This window comes from Psychrosphaera sp. 1_MG-2023 (assembly GCF_030548245.1).
In the GTDB taxonomy this organism is placed as follows: Bacteria; Pseudomonadota; Gammaproteobacteria; order Enterobacterales; family Alteromonadaceae; genus Psychrosphaera; species Psychrosphaera algicola.
Genome location: NZ_JAUORW010000014.1, coordinates 116,987 through 139,961 on the forward strand (window position 1 = coordinate 116,987; position 22,975 = coordinate 139,961).

Here is a 22,975-nt window from a genome sequence, read left to right on the forward strand (position 1 = left end):
TTCTGTAATTTCTGCCGTCATTAAAACTCCTATTAATTGCGCTTTTGAGAATGTGCTTGTTTTACTATTGCGCGCTTATGCGTTGTTCAATAGCGTCAAACAGTGCGCCTGTAATATCTACGTCAAATGCTGCTTCAATTTCTTTAATGCACGTTGGGCTAGTAACATTTATCTCGGTGACAAAATCACCAATCACATCTAAGCCAACAAATATTAGGCCTTTAGCTTTTAATGTAGGCCCAATTGCATTGGCAATCTTCCAGTCGGTGTCCGACAGTGGACGTGCTTCGCCTCGACCGCCAGCCGCTAAATTACCGCGGGTTTCACCTTTTGCTGGTATGCGAGCAAGGCAATAAGGCATAGGTTCACCGTCTACAATCAGGATCCGTTTATCGCCATTAGAAATATCTGGGATAAACGCTTGGACCATAGCAAATTGAGTACCGTGTGCCGTAAGTGTTTCAATGATCACACCAAGGTTAGGATCACCGGCTTTAACTCTAAAGATAGACGCTCCACCCATACCATCAAGTGGTTTGAGGATGATATCGCCATGTTTTTCATAAAAAGCCCGGATCTGTTTATCACTGCGAGTTACTAATGTTTGCGGTGTAAACTCTGAGAACCAACTGGTATATAATTTTTCATTAGCATCACGCAGACTTTGAGGTTTGTTAACGATCAAAGTACCTTCGTCTTCTGCACGCTCTAAAATATAGGTGGCGTAAATAAATTCGGTATCAAAAGGAGGATCTTTACGCATTAGTATCACGTCTAGATCAGACAATAATATGTCGTTAGACTCGGCAAGAGTGAAGTGATCGCCCACCACATTTTGTACGGTTAATTGACGCGCTTGACCATATGCTCGACCATTTTCTAAAAATAGGTCGTTCATTTCAAAGTAGTACAATTCATAGCCCCGTGCCTGTGCTTGCAGCAACATTGCAAAGCTCGAATCTTTTTTCAAATTAATATCTGCAATGGGATCCATCACAATGCCAAGTTTTTTTGTCATTTTTAATCCTAGTATTAAAAATTAAGCTAAATCACCAAACTGAAATTGCAGTGATGCTAATAAGGTTAACGCGGCGGTTTCAGTGCGTAATACTCTTGGGCCAAGTTGAATGTCTGTGTAATTGGCGTCACCTGCTTGGCGAATTTCTTCGTCACTTAAACCACCTTCTGGGCCGATAATAAAACGGACGCCACTGTCAGGTATTGTAATCGTTTTAATAGAAGTGGAGGCTTTAGGGTGTAAATTCAACTTCAGTTGGTTAGTTTCTTGTTTTAAAAACTCAGACAAACTGATTGGTGGGTGAACAACAGGAATAATAGCGCGACCACTTTGTTCACAGGCCGAGATTGCTATTTTTTGCCACTGCTGGTGTTTTTTCTCTAATCGTTCACCAGCTAATTTAACGCCACAACGTTCAGTAAAAACTGGTGTGATCTCCATAATGCCTAATTCAACGGATTTTTGGATGGTAAAATCCATCTTATCACCGCGGGAAATGCCCTGAGCCAAATGAATATTTAACGGTGACTCATTTTCAATCGCGGCTTTTTCTAGAGGCAATATTTGGACTGACTTTTTGCTCACATCCGTAATTTCGCTAAGGTAATCGTGCCCGTCGCCATTAAACAGTATGATTTTGTAACCTTGTTTCAAACGTAATACTTTAGCGACGTGATTTGCAGCGTCCGAGTCTAACTCGCAGTTGCTATTTAATTGCAATGGTGAAGAATGATAAATTCGAGGTATTCTCATGGCGTTTCTATTTGCTTTTTTTTGCAATTTTAGCAGGCTGATTTTGATATGCCTATGGTTATCACATAACTATTTTTTTAATGAACAATAATTCGTTAAGCCTCAGTTGCTTTAGTTTATTGCGTCGAACCCAAGTTTTTTGTTACTAATTTTCTATGAAAAATATACCTTGAATTGCTATTATGCGGCACGGCTTTATTTAAGGAGTGCAAATGGATCCTATTATCTCTGTCGAAGGATTAATTAAACAATATAAAGATGTTATTGCCGTCAATAATGTCTCATTTGATATTCAACCTGGGACTTGTTTTGGTTTGTTGGGCCCAAATGGCGCTGGAAAGACAACAACTATAGAAATGATGGAAGGCTTAACCCCACCGAGTAAAGGCCAAATTAAGTTATTTAGTAAAACGTTGACAAAAGCGGCGTTAGACCAGATAGGCATACAGTTCCAGCAAACTGCTCTACAAGACTTCTTAACGGTCACCGAAACCATTAACTTATTTGCTTCCTTTTATAAAAATACGTTGGCAACGGATACACTCATCACTATGTGTGACTTGGTTGAAGTCAAAGACCGTAATCACCAAAAATTGTCAGGTGGACAAAAGCAACGTTTGCTTCTCGCCTTAGCATTAGTGAATGACCCACAGATCATATTTTTGGACGAGCCCACAACAGGGCTTGATCCCCACGCTAGGCGTAACTTCTGGGATCTGCTTACTGAGATTAAAAACTCGGGTAAAACCATTATCATCACAACGCATTATATGGATGAAGCTCAGTATTTATGTGACGAAATTGCGATTATGGACCGTGGTGAAATCATTGCCCATAACAGCCCAGATAATCTACTACAACAGCATTTTTCAGGGGCGATTATCCGCTTACCAAAACCAAATTTAGAAGGGCACACCTTACCAAGTGGGACTCGCCCTTACGGTGATGGTTTTTATGATATTGATGCCATTAATGTTGAAAAAACCATAACGGAATTGCTGTCGCAGGGAATTTCCCTTGATGGCTTGCAAGTTAAATCCGCAAACTTAGATGATCTATTTATTAAACTTACAGGTCATGCGCTTACTGGACCTACTATTGACGTAAAGGCGGGAGAATAACATGTTGGCATTAAAGCGCTTTTGGGCCATTTTAAAAGCCCGCAATTTAGAATTTTTCAGAGACAAATCGTCACTTAGTTGGAGCATTATATTTCCGGTTTTGTTGTTGGCGGGTTTTGCGGTGGTTTTCTCCGACAATGATAAAGACGTTTACAAAGTTGGTGTGATAGATAAGCCCGATAACTTTAGTGCCTTTAGCGATGTGCGTTTTATCAATTTTGTCGACTATCAAGACATTGACGCTGCGATGACCAAATTGGAGCGTCATCAACTTGATTTAGTGATAGACCACACGAATAAAAAGATTTGGCAAAACGAATCTTCAGCAAACAGCTATATCGTTCAAAAGATGCTGTCAGGTGCTATTGACGAGCGTTGGCAGTCGTCGTTTATTGATGGCCGAGCCATTCGTTATGTCGATTGGGTATTACCAGGAATTTTGGGCATGAACATGATGTTCAGTTGTTTATTTGGTGTAGGTTATGTCATCGTACGTTACCGTAAAAATATGGTGTTAAAACGACTTAATGCCACGCCAGTTAAAGCCATCGAGTTTTTAGCGGCGCAGATCACCTCGCGTCTATGGATAGTCATTGCTATTTCGGGTTCAGTATTTGCCGGATGTGATTTTATATTCGATTTCTATATGTTGGGCTCGTTTTGGAACTTATTACTTGTCGCTGTTTTAGGGGCGATGTCGTTAATTTCATTAGGTCTGTTGTTGTCTTCTCGCAGTCGCAGTGAAGAATTAACCGGTGGGTTGCTAAATTTGGTCACCTGGCCAATGATGATCTTATCCGGTGTTTGGTTTTCATTGGAGGGGAGCCCTGAGTTTATTAGACAAATATCCTACTTTTTGCCATTAACTCATCTGGTGGAAGGGGCTCGAGCCGTGATGATAGAAGGCGCTGACTTTGTTGCATTGTCCACGCACACTATTCCATTAGCGGTGATGACATTTGTTTTTCTGACAATTGGCGCGCTTATGTTTCGCTGGGACGGTGACGGTCGTTAAGCGACTTGCTGAGTTATGATAACAGCTCACTATTGCAAAAAGGCACTTATTGCGATAGTGAGCATTGGATAAAACGGTAGCAATAAAAAAGCCCCAGTGACCATTTATTAGACGGTTATCTGGGGCTTTTTTAATTTTGCTTTTTTACCAACCAACAGACGCTTTAAGCGCTTCAACTTTGTCGGTTTTTTCCCAAGGGAATTCTTCACGACCGAAGTGCCCATAGGCTGCGGTCGCTTTATATATTGGACGTTCTAAGTCAAGCATTTGAATCAAACCGTATGGACGTAAATCAAAGTGTTCACGAACAAGTTGGATAATTCTATCTTCTTCAAATTTACCCGTGCCAAATGTTTCAATACTGATTGACGTTGGCTCAGCAACACCAATTGCATAGGAAACTTGAAGTTCGGCTTTGTCAGCTAAACCAGCAGCAACTAAATTCTTGGCAACATAACGAGCCGCATAAGCAGCCGAACGGTCAACTTTTGATGGATCTTTACCAGAGAATGCACCACCACCGTGACGAGCCATGCCGCCATAGGTATCAACGATGATCTTACGACCTGTTAAACCACAATCACCCATTGGTCCACCGATGACAAAACGACCTGTTGGATTAATGAAAAATTTAGTTTCTTTCGTTAACCATTGAGCCGGTAATGTTGGCTTTATGATAGTTTCCATAACCGCTTCAACAAGATCTGATTGGGTAATAGAGTCACAATGTTGAGTCGATAAAACAACGGCGTCGATCCCAACTGGCTTGCCATTTTCGTAGGCAAAGGTAACTTGTGATTTAGCGTCTGGACGCAACCACGGTAGTGTCCCGTCTTTACGCACTTGCGCTTGACGTTTAACTAAACGATGAGAATATTCAATTGGCGCAGGCATTAAAACTTCAGTTTCATTACATGCATAACCAAACATTAAGCCTTGGTCGCCGGCACCTTGTTCACTAGGGTCTGCTCTATCAACACCTTGGTTAATGTCTGGCGATTGTTTGCCGATGGTATTTAAAATGGCACATGAATCTGCATCAAAACCCATATCTGAATGCACATAACCAATTTCTTTTACGGTATTGCGAGTTAATTCTTCGATATCAACCCAAGCGCTAGTAGTTACTTCACCACCAACCATGACCATACCGGTTTTAACGTATGTTTCGCAGGCAACTCGAGCTTTAGGATCTTGCGCTAATATTGCGTCAAGTACAGCGTCAGATATTTGATCCGCGATTTTATCCGGGTGTCCTTCAGAAACAGATTCTGATGTAAATAAATGTTTTGCCATGAATAATTTCTCTCAGATGAAAACTTATTTTGAAAATTAGTGTGTTTAGCTATTTTGATTATTAGCCAAAGTTACGTAATTTTAATCCAAAAACAGTGCTAACACCTAATACTTTTTTACATCTAGACGTCTATACGTATCTAATGTTGCTTTCAATGCACCTATTTAGAGGGGCTGGTTTGATTTAAAAAATAAATAATTTGATGATAAAACGACATTTGTTTATTAACAAAAAGCACGTAAAGCGAGGAGACAAGTTGATAACAGGCACTATTTTGTGCCATTGCTCACAATTAATAAGTCAATCGGCCAGAATTAAACACAACAAAAAGTGCGTTAATTTTGTTGAATTTCGACCACATTAAGAAGGTAAGCAGAGCGACTCAGGAGACAAATCCGATAAATATGGTACTCAAATAAAATGGGCTTATTGTCCAATGCCTAATGAATATATCGATAGGCTTGTTAAGGCTTAGAATTGGGATAAGGCGTTGTTTTACTCAGTTTGGCCATAAAACTTGAACGTTTTTACGAAAGGATAAAAATCTTTACAAAGTTCAGCTTGTAAAATAGGTCGTTGAACACGCAAACCCTTGCAGGTAGGTGTTGCCTCTGATTATATGTTTGTAACAATAACAAAAGGTTAATCTAATGAAAAAATCGATAAAACTTGCAGTTGCGGTCGCTCTGCTTGGTGGCTTAACAGCTTGTGGCGGCAGTGATGTTAAATCACCTGTTGCTGAGGTATCTGCAGCGCAAAATACCACAAACACTATTTTGAAACCATGGACAGGTCCATTTGAAGGTGTACCAGCGTTTGACACTGTAAAACTTGACGATTTGATACCGGCTTTTAAAATCGCAATGAAATCGCATTTAGCTGAAGTTGAAGCAATTGCGAATAATAAAGCGCCGGCTACTTTCGAAAATACTATCGTTGCATTAGAAGCCGTTGGTGAAGATTTAGATCGCGTATGGACATACTACGGAATTTGGCGTTCAAACATGTCGTCACCGGAAGTACGCGAAGTGGGTAAAGAGTTATCACCATTAATTTCTAAGCATTATTCTCAGATTAGCCAGAACGAAACATTATTTGCTCGGATCAAAGCCGTTTACGAAAGCAAAGAAATGAAGACGTTACGTAAAGATCAACAACGTTTAGTTGAAAACAGCTACAAAGGTTTAGTCCGCAGTGGCGCTAAATTATCTGCTGAAGATAAAGAACGTTTTGCTGCTATTAACCTAGCTTTGGCAGAGCTACACACTAACTTTGGTAATAACGTATTAGCCGACGAAGAAAACTATGTTACCTATTTAAATGAGTCACAACTTGGTGGGTTACCGCAGTCGGTAATCACAGCGGCTGCATCTGCTGCAGCAGCGCTGGGTAAAGAAGGTCAATACGCAATTACCAACACGCGTTCTTCGATGGACCCGTTTTTAACGTATTCAGACGAGCGTGAGTTACGTAAAGAAGTATGGAACAAATACTATAGTCGTGGCGATAACGGTGATGAATTTGATAACAATAAAAATATCGCTGAAATCCTAAAGTTACGCCATGAGCGTGTTCAATTACTCGGTTATAAAAATTACGCTGAATGGCGTCTTGAAGACCGTATGGCGAAAAATCCTGAAAACGCATTTAATCTCATGAATGCTGTTTGGCCTGCCGCGATCGCTCGCGTAAAAGAAGAAGTTGCGGATATGCAAGCCGTAGCAGATGCTGAAAAAGCAAATATCAAAATTGAACCATGGGACTACCGTTTTTACGCCGAAAAAGTGCGTAAAGCTAAATACGACCTAGATTCAGATGAAGTGAAACAATACCTACAACTTGATAACTTACGTGAAGCGATGTTCTATGTTGCTGGTAAGTTGTTTGACTTTAAATTTGACGCGGTCAAAGAGGGCTCTGTTCCTGTCTTCCATGAAGATGTAAAAGTATGGGAAGTCACTAAGCTATCTACTGGCGAACATGTCGGTGTCTGGTATCTAGACCCATACGCTCGTAAAGGCAAACGCTCTGGTGCATGGGCAACCTCATACCGCAGCTTTACAACTTTCCAGGGTAAAACCAATGTATTGGCGTCAAATAACTCTAACTTCATCAAGGGTGAGGCGGGCAAACCAACACTTATTTCTTGGTCTGATGCAGAAACCTTATTCCACGAGTTTGGTCATGCTTTGCATTCACTGTCGTCTCAAGTTGAATACCCATCGCAAAATGGTGGTGTTCGTGACTACACTGAATTCCAGTCGCAATTGCTAGAACGTTGGTTAACAACGGATCCGGTTATTGATAACTACCTAACGCATCAAAAAACAGGTAAGCCAATTCCTGCTGATCTAGTGGCTAAAATCAAAAAAGCAGCAACATTTAACGAAGGGTTTAAAACCACGGAGTATCTTGCGTCTGCAATAATTGATCTTAAATTACACAGCATGGACCCGGCGGGTTTAGATGCAGATAAATTTGAACGTGAAACACTCGCTGAAATGGGTATGCCGTCTGAATTAGTTATGCGTCATAGAACGCCACATTTTGGGCATATTTTCTCAGGTGAAGGTTATTCTGCTGGTTACTACGGTTATATGTGGGCAGAAGTATTAACGTCTGACGCAGCTGAAGCATTTGAAGGCTCACCAGGTGGTTATTACGACAAAGGTATGGCGAAGAAGTTGGTCGACCATTTGTTCTCTGTACGCAACGCTATTGACCCTGCAGAGGCGTATCGTTTGTTTAGAGGACGTGATGCTAAAGTTGAAGCACTAATGCGTGACAGAGGCTTCCCAGTGCCAAAATAGGTATTGGATTACTCTGAAGTATTAAAAAAGGTTAGCAATTTTGCTAACCTTTTTTGTTTTTAACCCAATTATATACGCCAAAAACTATCCGATATGCGACTGCAACCAACGCGTTAAGTCTTGTGGTGGCAATGCCCCAGAGACTCTATCAACTTCTTTTCCTTGCTTAAATACGATTAAGGTTGGAATACTACGAATATTAAACATGCCTGCGCTCGATTGAGCGTTTTGAGTATTTAATTTGCCAAAGCGATAGGTGTGTTTAAAGGCCATGGCGGCTTGCTGAAAGTGTGGCGCAAAAGACTTACAGGGACCGCACCAGTCAGCCCAAAAGTCGATTACGACAGGTAGGTCATTGTTCTGGATAAATTTAAAGACGTTGGCGTCTGTCAGTTCAATTGGTGCGCCCAAAAGTAATTTGTTTTTACATTTGCCGCAAATGCCATCCGCTTCAATCTTATCTTCAGGTACGCGATTTTTAGCAAAACAGGTGGAGCAAGTTATAAACATTGATGTGGTCACGGTTTTTCCTAAATACATTTAGCTGGTTTTGGTAGCCCTGCAATTCGAGTCGCTTGTTTTGCAGGCCCTTTTGGGAACAATCGATAAAGATAAATACTGTTACCTTTATCTGCCCCGAGTTCTTTTGCCATCGCTTTGACTAATAGACGTATAGCCGGGCTGGTTTTAAATTCGATATAAAAATTTCGGACAAAATTAACCACTTCCCAGTGATTATCTGTCATTGTGATGTTTTCTAATTCTGCGATATGAGTGGCTAGTTCTATACTCCAATCGTCTAAATTGAGCAGGTATTCATGTTTATCTGTTTCATAAGAAGTGCCGTTAAATTCGATCATGGTGCTTATTTACCAACTTAATATATTATTTGCGCTTTCACAAAACTCGACCCACTGCAGGTCGTTAATCATTTCAAAGTGTTCATTTTCCCTTATATGTCGGGCGCTACAGTCAAGTTCTCGAGCGAAAAAGCTGATGTTATCTATGGGTTTTATCGTAGGCAACCTATACACAGCGTCCTGAGTAAATACCACTTTGTCGCCACTAGACAAAAGTTGTTTCACGTTGTTCCATTGATCGGACGTAAATAAGATGTGCAAGCTATTTGTTGTGGTCATGATTATTTCAACTTAAATAACGTAAATGTGTTTGGCGTTTTGTTTTAACTGAATAATGCCGCCGGGGTCTAATGTCAGTACGCTTGGCATCACATTTTTTTTATGGAATCCCAACTTGTTTAATGACTTTTGGCAAACGAATGTTTCTTCTATATCGTACATTTCAAGTAATTTAAAGGTGCTCAAATAGTCTTTCTGACCTATCAGTTCGGGGGTTTGCTCAATTAAACACTGAGTCACGCCTAATCCTAAAAATAACACACTGACCCGTTGGTCAAATGCGCCAAAAATCAAAGACAAATCCAATGCTTCTTTACCAGCTAACGCATTCAACGCACTTTGTGTATGGATGATTAATATGTCGTTTATGACTTGGTCATTCATTTAAACTGCACCATTTTGTCAGACTCAGTGGTGAGCTCAGCAAATTCAGCTAGGCCGGAAAGGGTAAAGCTCGGGTGCAGTGCATTGGCATTAACACCGCGTTTTTCCGCCGCAGTCACGCACATCAATAGCGGGATATTATGTTGTGAATTTAAGTTAACTAATTGCGATTGACCATTGAGCTCATCAGAGGGCATATCCAAATTATTAGACCCGTTTAATACTGCGTCTTGATACAAAAAAACCGCTGTAATTGAATTTCCACGGTCAATGGCCGCTTGAGCAAATTGGCAGGCCGTCGCCACACTCTGGTGAGACCAAGGCGGGCAATGTAATACGAGAATAAAGCGATTCATAAAACACTCATTAATGAATTCAAAACACAATGTAAGGGTAGTGCCGTCATTGTATTACATCTACCACAACTTGCTAATACTTTACGTTAAAAAAGAATACTGAATTAAATCTGAAATTAGGGCACGGAAGAAAGCGGCGACAAACAATAAACAAGCTATAGAGTAAATCATTTAAGTGATTGGTCAGGTGTGAAAAACAATGGCGAAAAAGTGGCAAAAAAAAGCCTCACTATGTGAGGCTTTTAATGATTAAGTAAGGTAACGAAATTAATCGTCACTACCACCAAATGCAGTTAGTAACTGAATAAGGCTTAGGAAGATGTTGTAAATCGATACAAACAACGTCACTGTTGCTAAGATGTAGTTTGTTTCACCACCACGCACAATTGCTTGAGTTTGAAGCAAAATTGCACCAGATGAGAATAAAATAAACATCGAGCTAATGACTAACGATAACGCTGGAAGGTTTAGGAAAATGTTTGCAACTACTGCTGCAATAATAACCCAGAATCCTGCCATCATCATGCCGTTTAAGAATGACAAGTCACGTTTAGTCGTCAATGCATAAGCCGAAACACCGAAGAAGGTTAGGGCTGTGCCACCAAGCGCAGTCATAACAATCTCGCCGCCGCCTGCGCCGATAACCATATTTAGTATTGGTCCAAGGCTATAACCAAGGAAGCCTGTGAAAGCAAATACTGCAATTAAGCCAGTAGATGAATTCGCCGCTTTATGAACCCAAAACAACAAGCCATAAAATCCAACCAACATTAGGATTAATCCTGGGTGTGGTAAATTCAATGCCATTGCTGCACCAGCGACGATAGCAGCGAAGGCAAGCGTCATCGCGAGTAATGAGTAAGTATTGCGTAATACCTTATTCGTCTGTAATACAGATGCTTCAGTACTTTGATACGCTGTTCTGCTGTCCATTGTGAACTCCTGTTATTCAACAAAATAATTATGACAAACTAAACGTAGTTTTCACCAAATTACGTCTCTGGTCAATACATTGGGGTAAAGAAATTTTATTCAAGTTTATTAATAAATATTAATTATGTATTTTAATTGTGTCTTATTGGCAACTTATGTGCCTGTAAGTGTTGTGTGGCAGCGCTTCCCAGCAATTTAGTTTTTTAACATTATCACTTACGATAATTATTGCCGCTTAATATTCGAACTAAATTTGTTTTTTACTGCAACTAGTCGCTAAGTTTTTGGTATTTTTTAGGCTAGCGTTAAAATTTTTATTCGATGATAACAGCAATAATATTGGTGTTTGAAATTTGGCCGCTTATTTCTTTGTTTTTGGGGTTTTTGATGAATATTCAACCTCAGTGGTTTAAAAAGCACCATTCAACTCACTTTTTTACGTTTTTTTTAGATTTACACTTTACATCAGGCGATTAGGTCACTAATATGCGCCCCATCAAGTGGAGAGGTGGCAGAGCTCGGTCGAATGCACCTGACTTGAAATCAGGCGAAGGGTTAAACCTTCCGGGGGTTCGAATCCCTCCCTCTCCGCCACTTATTTTTACATCGAGTTGTTACAACTCGATTACATCGACTAATGGAAAGCTGGCAGAGCTCGGTCGAATGCACCTGACTTGAAATCAGGCGAAGGGTTAAACCTTCCGGGGGTTCGAATCCCTCGCTTTCCGCCATATAAACAACCCTAGTGATTAATATCACTGGGGTTTTTTATTGCCTGTAATATACGCCTAAATATCGGCTTATTGAGCCCATTAAAAGCCTGCACACCTTTGCTACTTATCGATAAAGCTCTTTATACATTAGGTTTATTTGATGTTTAGTATAAATCATCGTTTACGCTAAATTATTGTCTTAACCAAAATCCAAAATCCAAAATCCAAAATCCAAAATCCAAAATCCCAGTCTAAAATCCCAGTCTAAAATCCATCACACTCATTATTGTCAGTCGCTTTTGTCGAGACTGTTACAAAGATTAAGTTTTGCTGTTGAAATTCAGTTGTTGTTAAAATTTTGGCGGGTAGTGGAAAATAAATGTCTTTGAAGAAGCTGTATTGGACCAAATGCAAACACCACTTGGTCCGTGGCTTTTCTTAAAGTAAAAGTAGATCTTCGAGCGCGTCAGCTAAAACTGGATATTTAAATTCAAATTTATTGTCGAGTAATTTAGTTGGAACAGCGTTTTGGCCAAATATTATAAGGTCAGCTCTTTCGCCCAATGTCATTCGCAATACAAACCTAGGGACTCTTAAGATCGCCGGGCGATGCAAGACAGTTGCTAGGGCATGAGTAAATTCTTTGTTCGAAACTGGGGTTGGAGCTGACAAATTAATCGGACCACTAATGTTTTTATTCTCCAGAACAAACTTCACAGCTCTAGCCCAATCTTTTACGTGGATCCAAGGCATATATTGCTTGCCATTAGAAATTTTTCCACCAAATCCAGCCCAAAATGGCGGGATCATTTTTTCTAAAGCGCCACCTTGGTTAGACAGGACAATGCCTGTCCGAAGCAAGGTGACATTAGCGTGTTTTGCCGTGGTAGCAATTTCTTCCCATTGCTGACATAACTTACTACCGAAGTCATTGCCAAATGAGCTAAATGTTTCGTCTATAGACTCTGCACCTTGTGGGCCATAAATACCCACAGCACTTGCACTAATAAATTGGATTTTTTTATCTGCACTGCATTCCGAGTTTATTTTAGCAACGAGAGCCTTTGTTGTATCAAACCGGCTGCTCATTATTTGCTTCTTACGCTTAGCGGTCCATTTTTTATCAACTATGGGTTCACCAGCTAAGTTAATAATTGCGTCAAAATCGACTAAGTTTATTTCATCAAATGAGTCAATAACGGTAATTGAAGCATGCAGGTTTCTGCAGGCCTTTGCGTAGTTACGAGTAAAAACAGTCAATTTGTGAACTTCATTATCAAATCTGAGGAGCCTTATAAGCGCTGCTCCCAATAATCCTGTTCCACCGGTAATTAGAATATTCATTAACCTGCCAATTTATTTTTTAATTTCAGTAAAATAGCTTTACTATAGGTTTTTGTTAGTTTTGTGGCTCAAAAGAGCTGTAATTTGGTTTAAAAGCCTAACATTACCTTTAGGCTCCCAATTTAAATGGGACAATGAACCAAATCAACCATTTAGTTTATTATTTTTGGTAACAACAAATTTTAGATTAGCAATTTAGTAAAATTGCTAAAATTGTTCAGTTGCAATAAGTGAACGCAAATATCCTTAAAGGAAAAGTAGATGTCTAAGCTCGAAATGAACTTTGCCACAAGATTTTTATTTACGATGGCCTGTTTAATTATTTTATTGGCAGGAATAAAAGCGGCGAGCGCCATTTTAGTTCCATTTTTGTTATCCATGTTTATCGCCATTATTGCCAATCCACTAGTTAATAAACTAATTGCACTTCGGATCCCTCGAGTCTTTGCTGTGCTCATTATTTTGAGTCTATTAGTCGGTGCTGGAATGTCCATCGCTGGCGTTGTTGGGCAATCGTTTAATGACTTTTCACAGTCGCTGCCTGTTTACCAAGCAAAGTTATCTAATGAGCTCGAGTGGATAGTGAACAAACTTGCGTTATTTGATATTCATGTAGATCAATCGTTACTGACTCAATACTTTAATCCGAGTATTGCTATGCAAATGGTTGGCAATTTATTAAGTGGATTTGGCGGTGTTATGGCCAATTTATTTTTAATCATTCTTACCGTTGTTTTTATGTTGTTTGAAGCGCCGGATGTATCTAAGAAGGTTCATATTGCATTAGACGATCCTACAATGAAAATGCGTCATGTAGATCGCTTTTTAGAGTCTGTAAATAGTTATCTCGCGATTAAATCTCTAGTCAGTTTAGGAACCGCAACAGCGGTTGGCGTCTTATTGTGGATATTAGATATTGATTACGTATTGCTTTGGTCTGTGTTGGCATTTTTGTTTAATTTCATTCCTAACATAGGATCAATTATTGCTGCTGTGCCAGCGGTACTGCTTGCCATTGTTGTCCAAAGTCCAGCGGTTGCGGGCATTTTGGCGTTAGGCTATATTGCGATTAACACGATTTTTGGCAATGTCATTGAACCTAAATTTATGGGCCGTGGTTTAGGTTTATCAACCTTGGTTGTATTTTTATCTTTGATATTTTGGGGATGGTTATTAGGCACTGTCGGAATGTTACTTTCTGTACCCCTTACGATGATAGTAAAAATTGCGCTTGAGGCAAATGCCGACAGTCGTTGGTTAGCTTTGTTATTGAGTAATGTTGATGATACTGAGCTCAAAAATTCATAACAGAGTAAGAGTGACTCAGGTTCAAAGTACGCTCAAATTCAACGGCGTTGGAGGATAGGCTGATTGACATTGATTAGACTGAGGCGTTTATGCTGTACTTACAAAAGTATTGTGGCTTTTGGCAAGTACAGCGCAATTTAGACGTTTAGTGGCTTAAGAATGAAGCAAGTTGTCTAACAATCCTGTTACTTTATTTGAAGCCTGTTCCATTTTATTGAGCGTATTTATTGCCTCTGCTTTATCACCTTTTTCAAGTTGTTTTAACGCCTCTAGTCCGAACTTATGCACTTGGCGGTGAGGTTCATCAATATGCATAAAGGTTGTGTTACTGCCAAATTTACTCTTACCTTCAGTTACATACCATTGACCAAGACGACACGACGAGTGGTCGGCAAATTCGTTAATTGATTTCGAACTAAGCCCTGCAGCGACCGCATATACATCACCTTTCCAAACCACATGATCTAACTTAACGGTTTGAATAAACGATTGCATTGTGGCTGACTCAATTGTTGATTTCATTTGATTACAAACACCAATGATGTTGCTGTAATCTTCATTTAATGTATTTACGCCGTTAGACAAGTCTCGGTTGCTTAATTGAATTCGATCAACTGAGGTAACAGTTTCATTGGTCGAGCGGATAATTTCATTTACGAGATCAGACACTTCGTTTGCAGATTCATTCGTGTTGTTCGCCAACGCACGAACTTCATCGGCAACAACAGAGAAGCCGCGACCCGCTTCCCCCGCACGTGCCGCTTCAATGGCTGCATTAAGTGCTAATAAATTGGTTTGGTCCGAAATTTTTGAAATAGTGGATACAAAGGTATTAATTTTATCAGCCATTTCAGATAAGCCTGAAATATTGGTTGTCATCGAACCCATTTGGTCGCCAAGACCCGCCATGCCACCAACGATTGAATTTAGTGCATTTGATGAGGTATCAAACAGTTCATTAATCAATGCGATAGAGCGACTTTCTTCCTCTATTTGTTGAAATGATACTGCAACCGCTTCTCGAACCGATTTTATTTGCTCGAACGAGTCAACCGTACAGGCTAATAACTGTGCGTCAAATTCATTAAACGACTGATCAAACGCATTTTTTTCATTTTGTAACTCCAAAATAAGTTCGTCTGCATTGGTTACCGTTTGGTTTAACGATACAATTTCAGCCTTAAGCCGAGTATTCTCTGATGACAAAGCGTCATATCTAGATTTTGAAACAAACATATGAATGATCTTCTTTTAATTAATTATTTTGGTTTATCGGCCTTTTATCGCTAATATTTAACTTTATATTAATTAAAGTAATTTTCTATCAGCAGACATGTGTTATTAATTATAGACAGGTTTTAAATAAAAAGGAGAGGTTGTGTTTACCCTAATAGCCAAATTATTAAATGTACTTAATTCAGATTCAGAGCCGAAACATCTGGCACTCGCCATTGTGTTAGCAATGTTAGCAGGTTTTAATTCCATCATGAGCGTTTTTGGTGTTTTTATTTTATTATTACTGATTGTTTTGCGAGCGAATTTGACCGTTTTCATTGCAATGCTCGCGGTGTTTAGTGGCTTGAAGTTGTTATTCATTACGTTTATTTCAGATTTTGGTGGTTATTTATTGCAACTTCCATCGTTAGTTTCAACTTGGACAGAGCTATATCAGGCTACCTGGTTTAGATTTTCGGAACTTTATAATAGTGCCGTTATGGGACAATTAGTGAGTTCGATTATATTAATCGTTCCAATTTATGCGTTGTCGTATTGGTTAATTGTTAAGTATCGCTTAGCAATGAAACACTTTGTCGAGCGTTTTAAAATTGTTCAAAGTTTAAAAGCAAGTAAGTTTTACCAAATCTATCTAAGCGTTCAATCTGCGTAGTCGAATAGGGAAATAAGTTTCATGAGTAAAAAAGAAGTAGCGAAAAAAAGCGCAGAAGTGGAAGGCCAAGTCGACGAGAATAAAGAGGCTGACGCTAAAGCAAAGGCGAAACCAAAAGGGTTACTCAGAGTTGGTGGGATAGGTGGCGTTGCCGTCATAGCAGCGGCTGTTTATTTTGGTATTAATCCAGCCGCAAAATTTGGGCTACAAATGGCGTTAGAGTCGACTTTTGGCACGGAAACAGAAATAGAAGCAGTCAATGTTAGTTGGTCTCCATTTGGGTTAACAATAGAAAACCTACAACAAACCGATCCTGATAACTTAAACCGTAATCTGTTCCAGTTTGACCAAGCAGAAGTACAAGTCAGACCCCTAGATTATTTGATGGGTAATACAGTAATCGACAGTTTAAAAGTAGTTGAATTACAATTTGACGGTGCAAGAGCAGAACCCGGTGTCCGTATCGTTAAAGATGACCAATCAGCAGATACGTCACAAGGGACTGATTCTGATACAACGGAAAATGACCAACAAGAAGGGATGTCATTCCCAAGTTCTAAAGAACTCTTAGCCAAAGCAGATCTACAAACCGAAATTAAAGCGAAAAATTTTCAACAAGTTTGGAAGACACAAAGCAGCGAGTTAAAGTCGGTTTATAAGGACCTCCCGGATAAAGGTTCAGTGAAAAGTTATGAACAACAATGGCAAGAAATTGAAGATACCGAAATATCATCATTAGATGATTTAAAAGTTTTGAAGGAAAAAGTTGCCAAACTCAAAGCTGAAATAAATGCGGATAGGCTAAAAATTAAGACCGCGAAAGCAAAATACAAAACTAGCAAAGCCGAAATAGATCAGGCTTATAATGAGTTAAAAGACGCACCTGGACAAGACTGGGAGTCGATTAAAAAAACATTGCCTATTGATGATCCAAATACTCTAGCGATAAGCCAATTGTTGTTTGGTGATAAAATCACTTCTTATTTAGAGCAGGGTATGGGGTTCTATACCACCGCTAAACCGTATTTGGATAACTACCTTAAAAATAAAAAAGCGGAAGAGGCTGAGCCAGAGGTTATAGTCGGTGAAAACATTGTCTTTCCTTTAAACGACCCATTGCCAACGTGGTTGATAGTTGATGCGGAAATTAGCCTAACATTAAGTGGTAAATCTTGGTTGGTAACCGCAAGTGAGATTACGAGTGAATCTTATGTGCGTAATATTCCGGGTGAATATGTTATGTCGCACGTTGCAAAACAAGGCGGCAGCATAAATATCGAAGGTACTTTTTTTGCGGCACAAGACGCTAAGTTCACCACAGACGGTAAATGGAATATGTCGGAGCTAGCCGTAAATAATTACTCAATCGCTGGTGATTCAGACTTATCATTAGAGTTGGAACACGGAAAACTGCTGGGTTCGGGCACATTCGAATATGAGAACGAATTAAATTCAGAGCATCTATTAGCGTTCAGTGAAACAATATTTTCGGGCAATGGGACTGGAGATTTTGCTGAAATTTTATTGGATTCATTATCGAGTGTAGACCAGTTTAATATCAATATGAACGTCAGTGGTAAATTGAAATCACCTGATTTAGCCGTAGATTCTGACCTTGATAATAAAGTAAATAGTGCCTTTAGAGCGGCTGTCAAAAAAGAGTTTAAAAAAGTTGAAAGCGAAACCAAAGCTGAATTGAGTCAAAAGGTTGAGCAAAACCTGACGGAAAAAGCCCCTGAGTTACAAAAACTTAGAGACTTTGGCAAAGATTTAGACGAATGGGAGTCAACTCTCAAAAATAAAGCGGAAGACAAAATTGATGCGCTGATAGACAACAAAAAACAGCAATTCGAAGATAAAATAAAAAAAGAAGCCGAAGACAAAATTAAAGATAAATTAGAAGACAAAGTTAAGGACAAACTTAAAGGATTTAAGTGTTGTGAATAATATGGTGTTCAGCCTTTAAAACGGTGAAATTTACTGAGCGTAAAAGCGTCTAATATTGTCATTAGGCGCTTTTTATTATCAATAGATTTAACTTGCTCTTTTGTTTTGCATTTTTTTACAAAATCACTAAACTGGTCTTACTTTACTCATCTTACCAGTTGCCTTATGTCAATCGAATCAATACTAAACAAAATGTCCGAAAAGCAGGACAGCTATGAATTAACCATTCCCGTCACCTGGGGCCAAGGTCGTACTGCATTTGGTGGGATATCCGCTGCTGTTTGTTTTCAAGCGGCACAAAATCTTATTGTAGACCAACGCACACCGCGTTCGTTTCATTGTAATTTTATTGGTCCGGTCACCTGTGGTGAGCCACTGAAAGTCACGGCAGAAATATTAAGAACCGGCAAGAATGTGACTCAGATAGTGGCCTCAGTTTTACAAAACGACCGAGTTTGTGTCATGGCTCAGATCTGTTTTGGTATCAGTCGTGGATCAATATTGCATAAACCCGATACAACTAAACACGCCTTAACGGTTCCCAAAAAAGGTAACTTCCTACCTCAAATTCCAAAGCTTGTTCCTAAGTTTATACAACATTTTGAACTCGCGGTGGAGAAGGGCAGTTTATCCCTAGGTAAATCCGATGACCCTGTGTTACACGGATGGTCCAAATTAAAACACCCACCGGCTCAAATGACATATGCGTGCTTAATTGCAGTAATGGATGCATGGCCACCAACGATGTATCAAATGAAACGGATCCCAGCTCCGGCAAGCACCATGAGTTGGGACGTTGAATTTATTGCACCAATCGATGATTTAAATGGTGAAGAATGGATTGCGAGTGTAAATGAAGCCCGCCATATTGAAGATGGTTATGGTCATGAAGAGTCAACGTTTTGGGCCCCAGATGGCAGGGTTCTGGCGTATTCTCGACAGGTTGTGGCGATATTTGCGTAAATTTATTGCTCTGTAGCGCCCTTATCTGTCTTGCAAGCAGGCTTTTCTAAGAACTGCAGACGGCTATTTCATTTAAAGGCGATTTACTTTTATCAGCATGGTTTTAAATTTTGATTATAATCTTCACCGGCTACAGCATAGTGATGGGCTGAGGCTTTTAATAACTCAACTTGTTGGTCCGATACGCTTTTGATTACTTTACCAGGACTACCCACGACCAGTGAATTGTCTGGGATTTGTGTGTTTTCGGTAATTAACGCGCCTGCACCAATTATGCAGTTTTTACCAATGTTCGCGCCATTTAAGATTATGGCGCCAATACCAATTAAGCTTCTATCACCTATAGTACAACCATGTAACATGGCTTTGTGGCCGACGGTAACAGAGTGTCCAACATTTACTGGGTATCCCTCATCGACATGTACAATGCAACCATCTTGAATATTGGTGTTGTCGCCAATGTGGATTGAGTCGGAATCGGCTCGCAAAACAGCATGAAACCAGATGCTGACACCAGTACCCATATGGACATCACCAATAACGTCGGCAGAGGGGGCGATAAAGATATTTTGGCCTTGCTTGGTCGGGCGTTTGTTGTTTATTTCAAATTCCATAATAAAACCGTTAACAATGAAGACATTGATAATTATACTAGCGGTAATTCGACGAACTGTCTTTAACAATGGTGTAGATATGGATTTAAGTAGTTTAAGACGTGAGTATTGCCTAGATAACCTGAATGAAAATGACGTATTGCCAGATCCAATGGCTCAGTTTGAAGTATGGTTACAGCAAGTCATTAGCGCAGGGTTAAATGACCCAACGGCTATGGTTGTCGCCACAGTCGATGAGGCAGGGCAACCGTCGCAACGTATTGTATTGTTAAAGCAATCAGACCAAGATGGGTTTGTCTTTTTCACCAATTTGGGCAGTCGTAAAGCGCAGGAAATAAAGCAAAATTCTAAAGTTTGTTTGCATTTTCCTTGGCATAGTTTAGAACGACAGGTCATTGTTTATGGCGAAGCACAAAGATTGAGCTTAAAGCAAGACATGAGCTATTTTCTTTCTCGACCTAAAGCGAGCCAACTTGCTGCATGGGCATCACACCAGTCTCATCCGGTTAAGTCTCGTGATGTATTGATGAGTACGTTTGAGCAAATGAAAAATAAGTTTAAAACCGGTGATATCTCAGCGCCAACTTTTTGGGGGGGATTTCGAATAGTGCCAACCAAAGTGGAATTTTGGCAAGGTGGCGAACATCGTTTACACGATAGGATCTTCTACCAAAAAATCGACAATAATTGGACCATATCGAGACTTGCTCCATAACTCAATGATATTGAGTTTAAACAAGAACCTCCTTCAAAAAAGGACACATTGTTGATAGACAGCCATTGTCATTTAGATTTTAGCCGATTTGATCAAGACCGAGACGCGGTATTAGAACGTGCTGCACTTGTTGGGGTTACTGACTTTATTATTCCGGGTGTAACTCGTCGCCATTGGCAACGTCAGATTGACTTGTGCCGACGGACCGAAGGTTTTCACTTTGCATTGGGTTGTCATCCGTATTACATAAATGAGTTTGTTGAAACTGATTTAGACCTTCTATGTCAGCTTGCTAAGCAACGGGATTGCATTGCAATAGGGGAATGTGGGGTCGATAGCACTATCGTGGGTATTGAGAAGCAAATCGACATTTTTATTCAACATATTAAAATAGCCAATCAATTACAATTGCCCTTAATCGTTCATCACCGGCAGTCTCACCATCATATTTTCTCAGCATTTAAAATCTGTAAACCGAATTTTGGGGGCGTTATCCATGCTTTTAGTGGCAGTTTACAAGATAGCCTGAAATACATAGAACTGGGTTTTAAGTTGGGTATTGGCGGCACAATAACTTATCCGCGGGCAACAAAAACGCTGAAAGTGCTCAAAGAAATTATGCTTGAAGATATTGTTATTGAAACTGACAGTCCAGATATGCCAATAAATGGATTCCAGGGGAGTCGTAACGAGCCCGATAAGATATTACATGTCGTACAGTCGATTTCAGAAATAAAGGCACTAGCGGTCACACACGTCGTTGACGTAACTCGTCAAACAACAATTGAATTATTTAAATTACCCCTGACAAAATAACAACAACTTAACATTGTCAGATTGCCTAATCAGGCGTATCGCGAACAATATATGAATTGGCAGAAAATGGTCGCAATCCGATTGTTAATAAATAACCAATCATCCCTGCTAACAAGGCCATTAAAAGTGTTGTTTTACTAATTGTATGGACAAAAAGAGTGGCGTCCTGTTGTAGTGCTTTTGACATCACGGTAATACGCACAAACCCAATAAGTTCACCGAGTTCATTAGTGACATCGGTGACATAAGGTTTTGGGGACATATTGGCTAATTTGTCATTTAGTGGATTCAAAAATCGGTCTTTGGTACTTAATGCGTTTTCACTGCGACTTAAAACGACACCGCGATTATCGTAAACAACCATTTCAACAATATACTTGGATTTTAAAACTGACTCGGTCACGGTATTAAGCGCTTCGATATCGTTATCTTCGATGTAATGAGCAGCACTATGTGAAGATTGGACTAAAATGTTGTCAGCCAAAACCTGCGCATTTTCATTGATTAACGTTTGGCCATTAAAATTAATGCTCGCCCAAATATTTAAGGTGACAATGAGCAAAACGATAGCCGCAATAAGTTGTGAAAACTTTCGGTTTATCGATGACGTTTTTATGTAGGTTACTTTTTTACTCATTAATTAGCGCATTTACATCTAAGCTTTTTTAAATTCTGCGCATTTATTCGTTAAAAAGCAATCTGCTTTGTTATATTCTAGCAAGATATATAAAACCTAGTACTTATAACGTTGGAGCAAAAATGTTACAGAATGGCTTAAAAGAGAGCATTAAAATGGATACAAAGTCGCTTTTTGAAGCGGTTGATTTTATTGGTGTTGATTCATTATTCTCTGTAAAATTTGATCATAACGTCGCAACATTTGAGTCGTCTGAAAACGTTGTTAAAACCCGAACGAAATGTGTTTTATTTGGTGAGATTAATTGGTCTCATTATCAAGCATTAGTGAGTTATTTGGACGAGTTGTGTGGGAGTGGTGATCTAACGAGCGAAATTACATCTGTGGTCACCCATCAGTTTATTAAACCCACGGATGAATTACCCGGTGCCATTGCGTTGTATTTGTCGACTCCTTTAACTTCAGACAATCGCCTAAATTTAAGTCGTTGGGCAGAATCGCAATCGGTAGAAGTTTGTGTTGTTTCAAACGGACCAACATTGTCGGCACCTGGTCTAATTGTCATGGATATGGACTCAACTGCTATCCAAATAGAATGTATTGATGAAATTGCTATATTGGCAGGCGTTGGTGAAGAAGTCGCAAAAGTGACTGAACAAGCGATGCGCGGCGAACTTGATTTTGCAGAGAGTTTACGAGCTCGAGTTAAAACATTAACCGATGCTCCGGTCAGCGTTGTAGATGATGTAGCGAAAAACTTGCCGTTAATGCCGGGTCTTGAAAACTTAGTATCAGAGTTAAAACATAATGGTTGGAAAGTGGTTATCGCATCGGGCGGTTTTACCTACATGACCGAAGTGTTAAAGCAACAACTTGGTTTAGATAAAACCGTAGCTAATCAACTCGAAATGGTTGATGGAAAATTAACGGGTAATGTCCTTGGTGACATCGTCGACGCACAGGCAAAAGCGGATACCGTTAATGAACTCGCTGTTGAATACAACATTCCAATGTCACAAACGATCGCAATGGGCGATGGTGCGAATGATTTGGTCATGATGGCGGCTGCCAATTTAGGCGTCGCGTTTCATGCAAAACCATTAGTGAGAGAAAAAGCTGATGTCAGTGTTAAAACTGGCGGATTAGATCAATTGTTATATTTACTGTAATAATCAATGAAAATTGTTCGCGGTTTGCTAAAATG

23 protein-coding genes and 2 tRNA genes are annotated in these 22,975 nt (G+C 39.7%); 12 read left to right on the top strand and 13 right to left on the bottom strand.

The features are described 5' to 3' along the window. Positions 1–64: 64 nt before the first annotated feature. Complete coding sequence (gene gshB / locus Q4575_RS14325) at positions 65–1,018, bottom strand: glutathione synthase (protein ID WP_215964836.1); 954 nt, start codon at positions 1,016–1,018, stop codon at positions 65–67. Between the two features lie 21 nt (positions 1,019–1,039). Then, positions 1,040–1,771, bottom strand: coding sequence for a 16S rRNA (uracil(1498)-N(3))-methyltransferase (gene rsmE / locus Q4575_RS14330; RefSeq protein WP_215964837.1), 732 nt, complete (start codon positions 1,769–1,771; stop codon positions 1,040–1,042). A 212-nt stretch (positions 1,772–1,983) separates the two neighbouring features. Here rsmE and Q4575_RS14335 point away from each other — a divergent pair, with 212 nt between their 5' ends. Next, a complete protein-coding gene (locus tag Q4575_RS14335; protein ID WP_215964838.1) occupies positions 1,984–2,892 on the top strand; it encodes an ABC transporter ATP-binding protein in 909 nt (302 codons plus the stop codon). Between the two features lies 1 nt (position 2,893). Continuing rightward, a complete protein-coding gene (locus tag Q4575_RS14340; RefSeq protein WP_252736562.1) occupies positions 2,894–3,907 on the top strand; it encodes an ABC transporter permease in 1,014 nt (337 codons plus the stop codon). Between the two features lie 144 nt (positions 3,908–4,051). On the opposite strand, the gene metK is transcribed toward Q4575_RS14340, so the two are convergent. Next, positions 4,052–5,203, bottom strand: coding sequence for a methionine adenosyltransferase (gene metK, locus Q4575_RS14345; protein ID WP_215964839.1), 1,152 nt, complete (start codon positions 5,201–5,203; stop codon positions 4,052–4,054). A 651-nt stretch (positions 5,204–5,854) separates the two neighbouring features. Between metK and Q4575_RS14350 the strand changes: the two genes are divergently transcribed. Then, positions 5,855–8,014 (top strand): M3 family metallopeptidase, encoded by a 2,160-nt coding sequence (locus tag Q4575_RS14350; RefSeq protein WP_215964840.1) that lies wholly within the window; start codon positions 5,855–5,857, stop codon positions 8,012–8,014. An 84-nt stretch (positions 8,015–8,098) separates the two neighbouring features. On the opposite strand, the gene trxC is transcribed toward Q4575_RS14350, so the two are convergent. The 6 genes from trxC to Q4575_RS14380 form a co-directional block, all read right to left on the bottom strand. After that, positions 8,099–8,536, bottom strand: a complete 438-nt coding sequence (trxC, locus tag Q4575_RS14355) for a thioredoxin TrxC (RefSeq protein ID WP_368393318.1) — start codon at positions 8,534–8,536, stop codon at positions 8,099–8,101. A gap of 8 nt (positions 8,537–8,544) precedes the next feature. Beyond that, complete coding sequence (locus Q4575_RS14360; protein WP_303523296.1) at positions 8,545–8,874, bottom strand: TusE/DsrC/DsvC family sulfur relay protein; 330 nt, start codon at positions 8,872–8,874, stop codon at positions 8,545–8,547. 9 nt (positions 8,875–8,883) lie between these two features. Beyond that, positions 8,884–9,153 (bottom strand): DsrH/TusB family sulfur metabolism protein, encoded by a 270-nt coding sequence (locus tag Q4575_RS14365; RefSeq protein ID WP_303523297.1) that lies wholly within the window; start codon positions 9,151–9,153, stop codon positions 8,884–8,886. Between the two features lie 12 nt (positions 9,154–9,165). Further along, positions 9,166–9,537, bottom strand: coding sequence for a sulfurtransferase complex subunit TusC (gene tusC, locus Q4575_RS14370; RefSeq protein WP_215964843.1), 372 nt, complete (start codon positions 9,535–9,537; stop codon positions 9,166–9,168). Continuing rightward, entirely contained in the window at positions 9,534–9,893 is a 360-nt protein-coding gene (tusD, locus tag Q4575_RS14375; protein WP_215964844.1) for a sulfurtransferase complex subunit TusD, read from the bottom strand. Before tusD ends, tusC begins: the two co-directional genes overlap by 4 nt. A 267-nt stretch (positions 9,894–10,160) precedes the next feature. Then, a complete protein-coding gene (locus Q4575_RS14380; protein ID WP_215964845.1) occupies positions 10,161–10,826 on the bottom strand; it encodes a Bax inhibitor-1/YccA family protein in 666 nt (221 codons plus the stop codon). A 502-nt stretch (positions 10,827–11,328) separates the two neighbouring features. On the opposite strand from Q4575_RS14380, the gene Q4575_RS14385 reads away from it, so the two are divergent. After that, positions 11,329–11,420: transfer RNA gene (locus Q4575_RS14385), tRNA-Ser, on the top strand. A gap of 45 nt (positions 11,421–11,465) precedes the next feature. Continuing rightward, positions 11,466–11,557 (top strand) — tRNA-Ser (locus Q4575_RS14390). Between the two features lie 420 nt (positions 11,558–11,977). Here the strand turns inward: Q4575_RS14390 and Q4575_RS14395 are convergent. Then, on the bottom strand, positions 11,978–12,883 hold the full coding sequence (locus Q4575_RS14395; RefSeq protein ID WP_215964846.1) for a TIGR01777 family oxidoreductase: 906 nt from the start codon (positions 12,881–12,883) through the stop codon (positions 11,978–11,980). A 261-nt stretch (positions 12,884–13,144) separates the two neighbouring features. On the opposite strand from Q4575_RS14395, the gene Q4575_RS14400 reads away from it, so the two are divergent. Then, entirely contained in the window at positions 13,145–14,191 is a 1,047-nt protein-coding gene (locus Q4575_RS14400; RefSeq protein ID WP_215964847.1) for an AI-2E family transporter, read from the top strand. A 153-nt stretch (positions 14,192–14,344) separates the two neighbouring features. On the opposite strand, the gene Q4575_RS14405 is transcribed toward Q4575_RS14400, so the two are convergent. After that, complete coding sequence (locus Q4575_RS14405; RefSeq protein ID WP_303523298.1) at positions 14,345–15,427, bottom strand: methyl-accepting chemotaxis protein; 1,083 nt, start codon at positions 15,425–15,427, stop codon at positions 14,345–14,347. Positions 15,428–15,569: 142 nt separating this feature from the next. Between Q4575_RS14405 and Q4575_RS14410 the strand changes: the two genes are divergently transcribed. The 3 genes from Q4575_RS14410 to Q4575_RS14420 all read left to right on the top strand — a co-directional run bounded on the left by Q4575_RS14410 (position 15,570) and on the right by Q4575_RS14420 (position 18,989). Continuing rightward, positions 15,570–16,079, top strand: coding sequence for a TIGR03546 family protein (locus tag Q4575_RS14410; protein ID WP_303523299.1), 510 nt, complete (start codon positions 15,570–15,572; stop codon positions 16,077–16,079). Between the two features lie 21 nt (positions 16,080–16,100). Continuing rightward, positions 16,101–18,026, top strand: coding sequence for a TIGR03545 family protein (locus Q4575_RS14415; protein WP_303523300.1), 1,926 nt, complete (start codon positions 16,101–16,103; stop codon positions 18,024–18,026). A 165-nt stretch (positions 18,027–18,191) separates the two neighbouring features. Beyond that, positions 18,192–18,989 (top strand): thioesterase family protein, encoded by a 798-nt coding sequence (locus tag Q4575_RS14420; protein ID WP_215964851.1) that lies wholly within the window; start codon positions 18,192–18,194, stop codon positions 18,987–18,989. Positions 18,990–19,081: 92 nt separating this feature from the next. Here Q4575_RS14420 and Q4575_RS14425 read toward each other — a convergent pair whose 3' ends face one another. After that, positions 19,082–19,603 (bottom strand): gamma carbonic anhydrase family protein, encoded by a 522-nt coding sequence (locus tag Q4575_RS14425; protein ID WP_215964852.1) that lies wholly within the window; start codon positions 19,601–19,603, stop codon positions 19,082–19,084. A 79-nt stretch (positions 19,604–19,682) separates the two neighbouring features. On the opposite strand from Q4575_RS14425, the gene pdxH reads away from it, so the two are divergent. Further along, complete coding sequence (gene pdxH, locus Q4575_RS14430; protein WP_215964853.1) at positions 19,683–20,318, top strand: pyridoxamine 5'-phosphate oxidase; 636 nt, start codon at positions 19,683–19,685, stop codon at positions 20,316–20,318. A gap of 51 nt (positions 20,319–20,369) precedes the next feature. Further along, entirely contained in the window at positions 20,370–21,134 is a 765-nt protein-coding gene (locus Q4575_RS14435; protein ID WP_303523301.1) for a TatD family hydrolase, read from the top strand. A 25-nt stretch (positions 21,135–21,159) separates the two neighbouring features. Here Q4575_RS14435 and Q4575_RS14440 read toward each other — a convergent pair whose 3' ends face one another. Continuing rightward, positions 21,160–21,771: an AhpA/YtjB family protein gene (locus Q4575_RS14440; protein ID WP_303523302.1), complete on the bottom strand. Its 612-nt coding sequence runs from the start codon at positions 21,769–21,771 to the stop codon at positions 21,160–21,162. A gap of 122 nt (positions 21,772–21,893) precedes the next feature. Between Q4575_RS14440 and serB the strand changes: the two genes are divergently transcribed. Next, positions 21,894–22,940: a phosphoserine phosphatase SerB gene (serB, locus tag Q4575_RS14445; RefSeq protein ID WP_303523303.1), complete on the top strand. Its 1,047-nt coding sequence runs from the start codon at positions 21,894–21,896 to the stop codon at positions 22,938–22,940. Positions 22,941–22,975 lie beyond the last annotated feature (35 nt).

Bases quoted from the DNA above. Each gene is read 5' to 3' on its own strand.
- Q4575_RS14405 (WP_303523298.1), bottom strand. From the start codon at position 15,427: ATGTTTGTTTCAAAATCTAGATATGACGCTTTGTCATCAGAGAATACT.
- Q4575_RS14360 (WP_303523296.1), bottom strand. From the start codon at position 8,874: ATGATCGAATTTAACGGCACTTCTTATGAAACAGATAAACATGAATAC.
- gshB (WP_215964836.1), bottom strand. From the start codon at position 1,018: ATGACAAAAAAACTTGGCATTGTGATGGATCCCATTGCAGATATTAAT.
- serB (WP_303523303.1), top strand. From the start codon at position 21,894: ATGTTACAGAATGGCTTAAAAGAGAGCATTAAAATGGATACAAAGTCG.
- Q4575_RS14395 (WP_215964846.1), bottom strand. From the start codon at position 12,883: ATGAATATTCTAATTACCGGTGGAACAGGATTATTGGGAGCAGCGCTT.
- Q4575_RS14415 (WP_303523300.1), top strand. From the start codon at position 16,101: ATGAGTAAAAAAGAAGTAGCGAAAAAAAGCGCAGAAGTGGAAGGCCAA.
- Q4575_RS14425 (WP_215964852.1), bottom strand. From the start codon at position 19,603: ATGGAATTTGAAATAAACAACAAACGCCCGACCAAGCAAGGCCAAAAT.
- Q4575_RS14335 (WP_215964838.1), top strand. From the start codon at position 1,984: ATGGATCCTATTATCTCTGTCGAAGGATTAATTAAACAATATAAAGAT.
- Q4575_RS14350 (WP_215964840.1), top strand. From the start codon at position 5,855: ATGAAAAAATCGATAAAACTTGCAGTTGCGGTCGCTCTGCTTGGTGGC.
- Q4575_RS14365 (WP_303523297.1), bottom strand. From the start codon at position 9,153: ATGACCACAACAAATAGCTTGCACATCTTATTTACGTCCGATCAATGG.
- tusD (WP_215964844.1), bottom strand. From the start codon at position 9,893: ATGAATCGCTTTATTCTCGTATTACATTGCCCGCCTTGGTCTCACCAG.
- Q4575_RS14340 (WP_252736562.1), top strand. From the start codon at position 2,894: ATGTTGGCATTAAAGCGCTTTTGGGCCATTTTAAAAGCCCGCAATTTA.
- tusC (WP_215964843.1), bottom strand. From the start codon at position 9,537: ATGAATGACCAAGTCATAAACGACATATTAATCATCCATACACAAAGT.
- Q4575_RS14420 (WP_215964851.1), top strand. From the start codon at position 18,192: ATGTCAATCGAATCAATACTAAACAAAATGTCCGAAAAGCAGGACAGC.
- metK (WP_215964839.1), bottom strand. From the start codon at position 5,203: ATGGCAAAACATTTATTTACATCAGAATCTGTTTCTGAAGGACACCCG.
- Q4575_RS14440 (WP_303523302.1), bottom strand. From the start codon at position 21,771: ATGAGTAAAAAAGTAACCTACATAAAAACGTCATCGATAAACCGAAAG.
- Q4575_RS14380 (WP_215964845.1), bottom strand. From the start codon at position 10,826: ATGGACAGCAGAACAGCGTATCAAAGTACTGAAGCATCTGTATTACAG.
- rsmE (WP_215964837.1), bottom strand. From the start codon at position 1,771: ATGAGAATACCTCGAATTTATCATTCTTCACCATTGCAATTAAATAGC.
- Q4575_RS14400 (WP_215964847.1), top strand. From the start codon at position 13,145: ATGTCTAAGCTCGAAATGAACTTTGCCACAAGATTTTTATTTACGATG.
- pdxH (WP_215964853.1), top strand. From the start codon at position 19,683: ATGGATTTAAGTAGTTTAAGACGTGAGTATTGCCTAGATAACCTGAAT.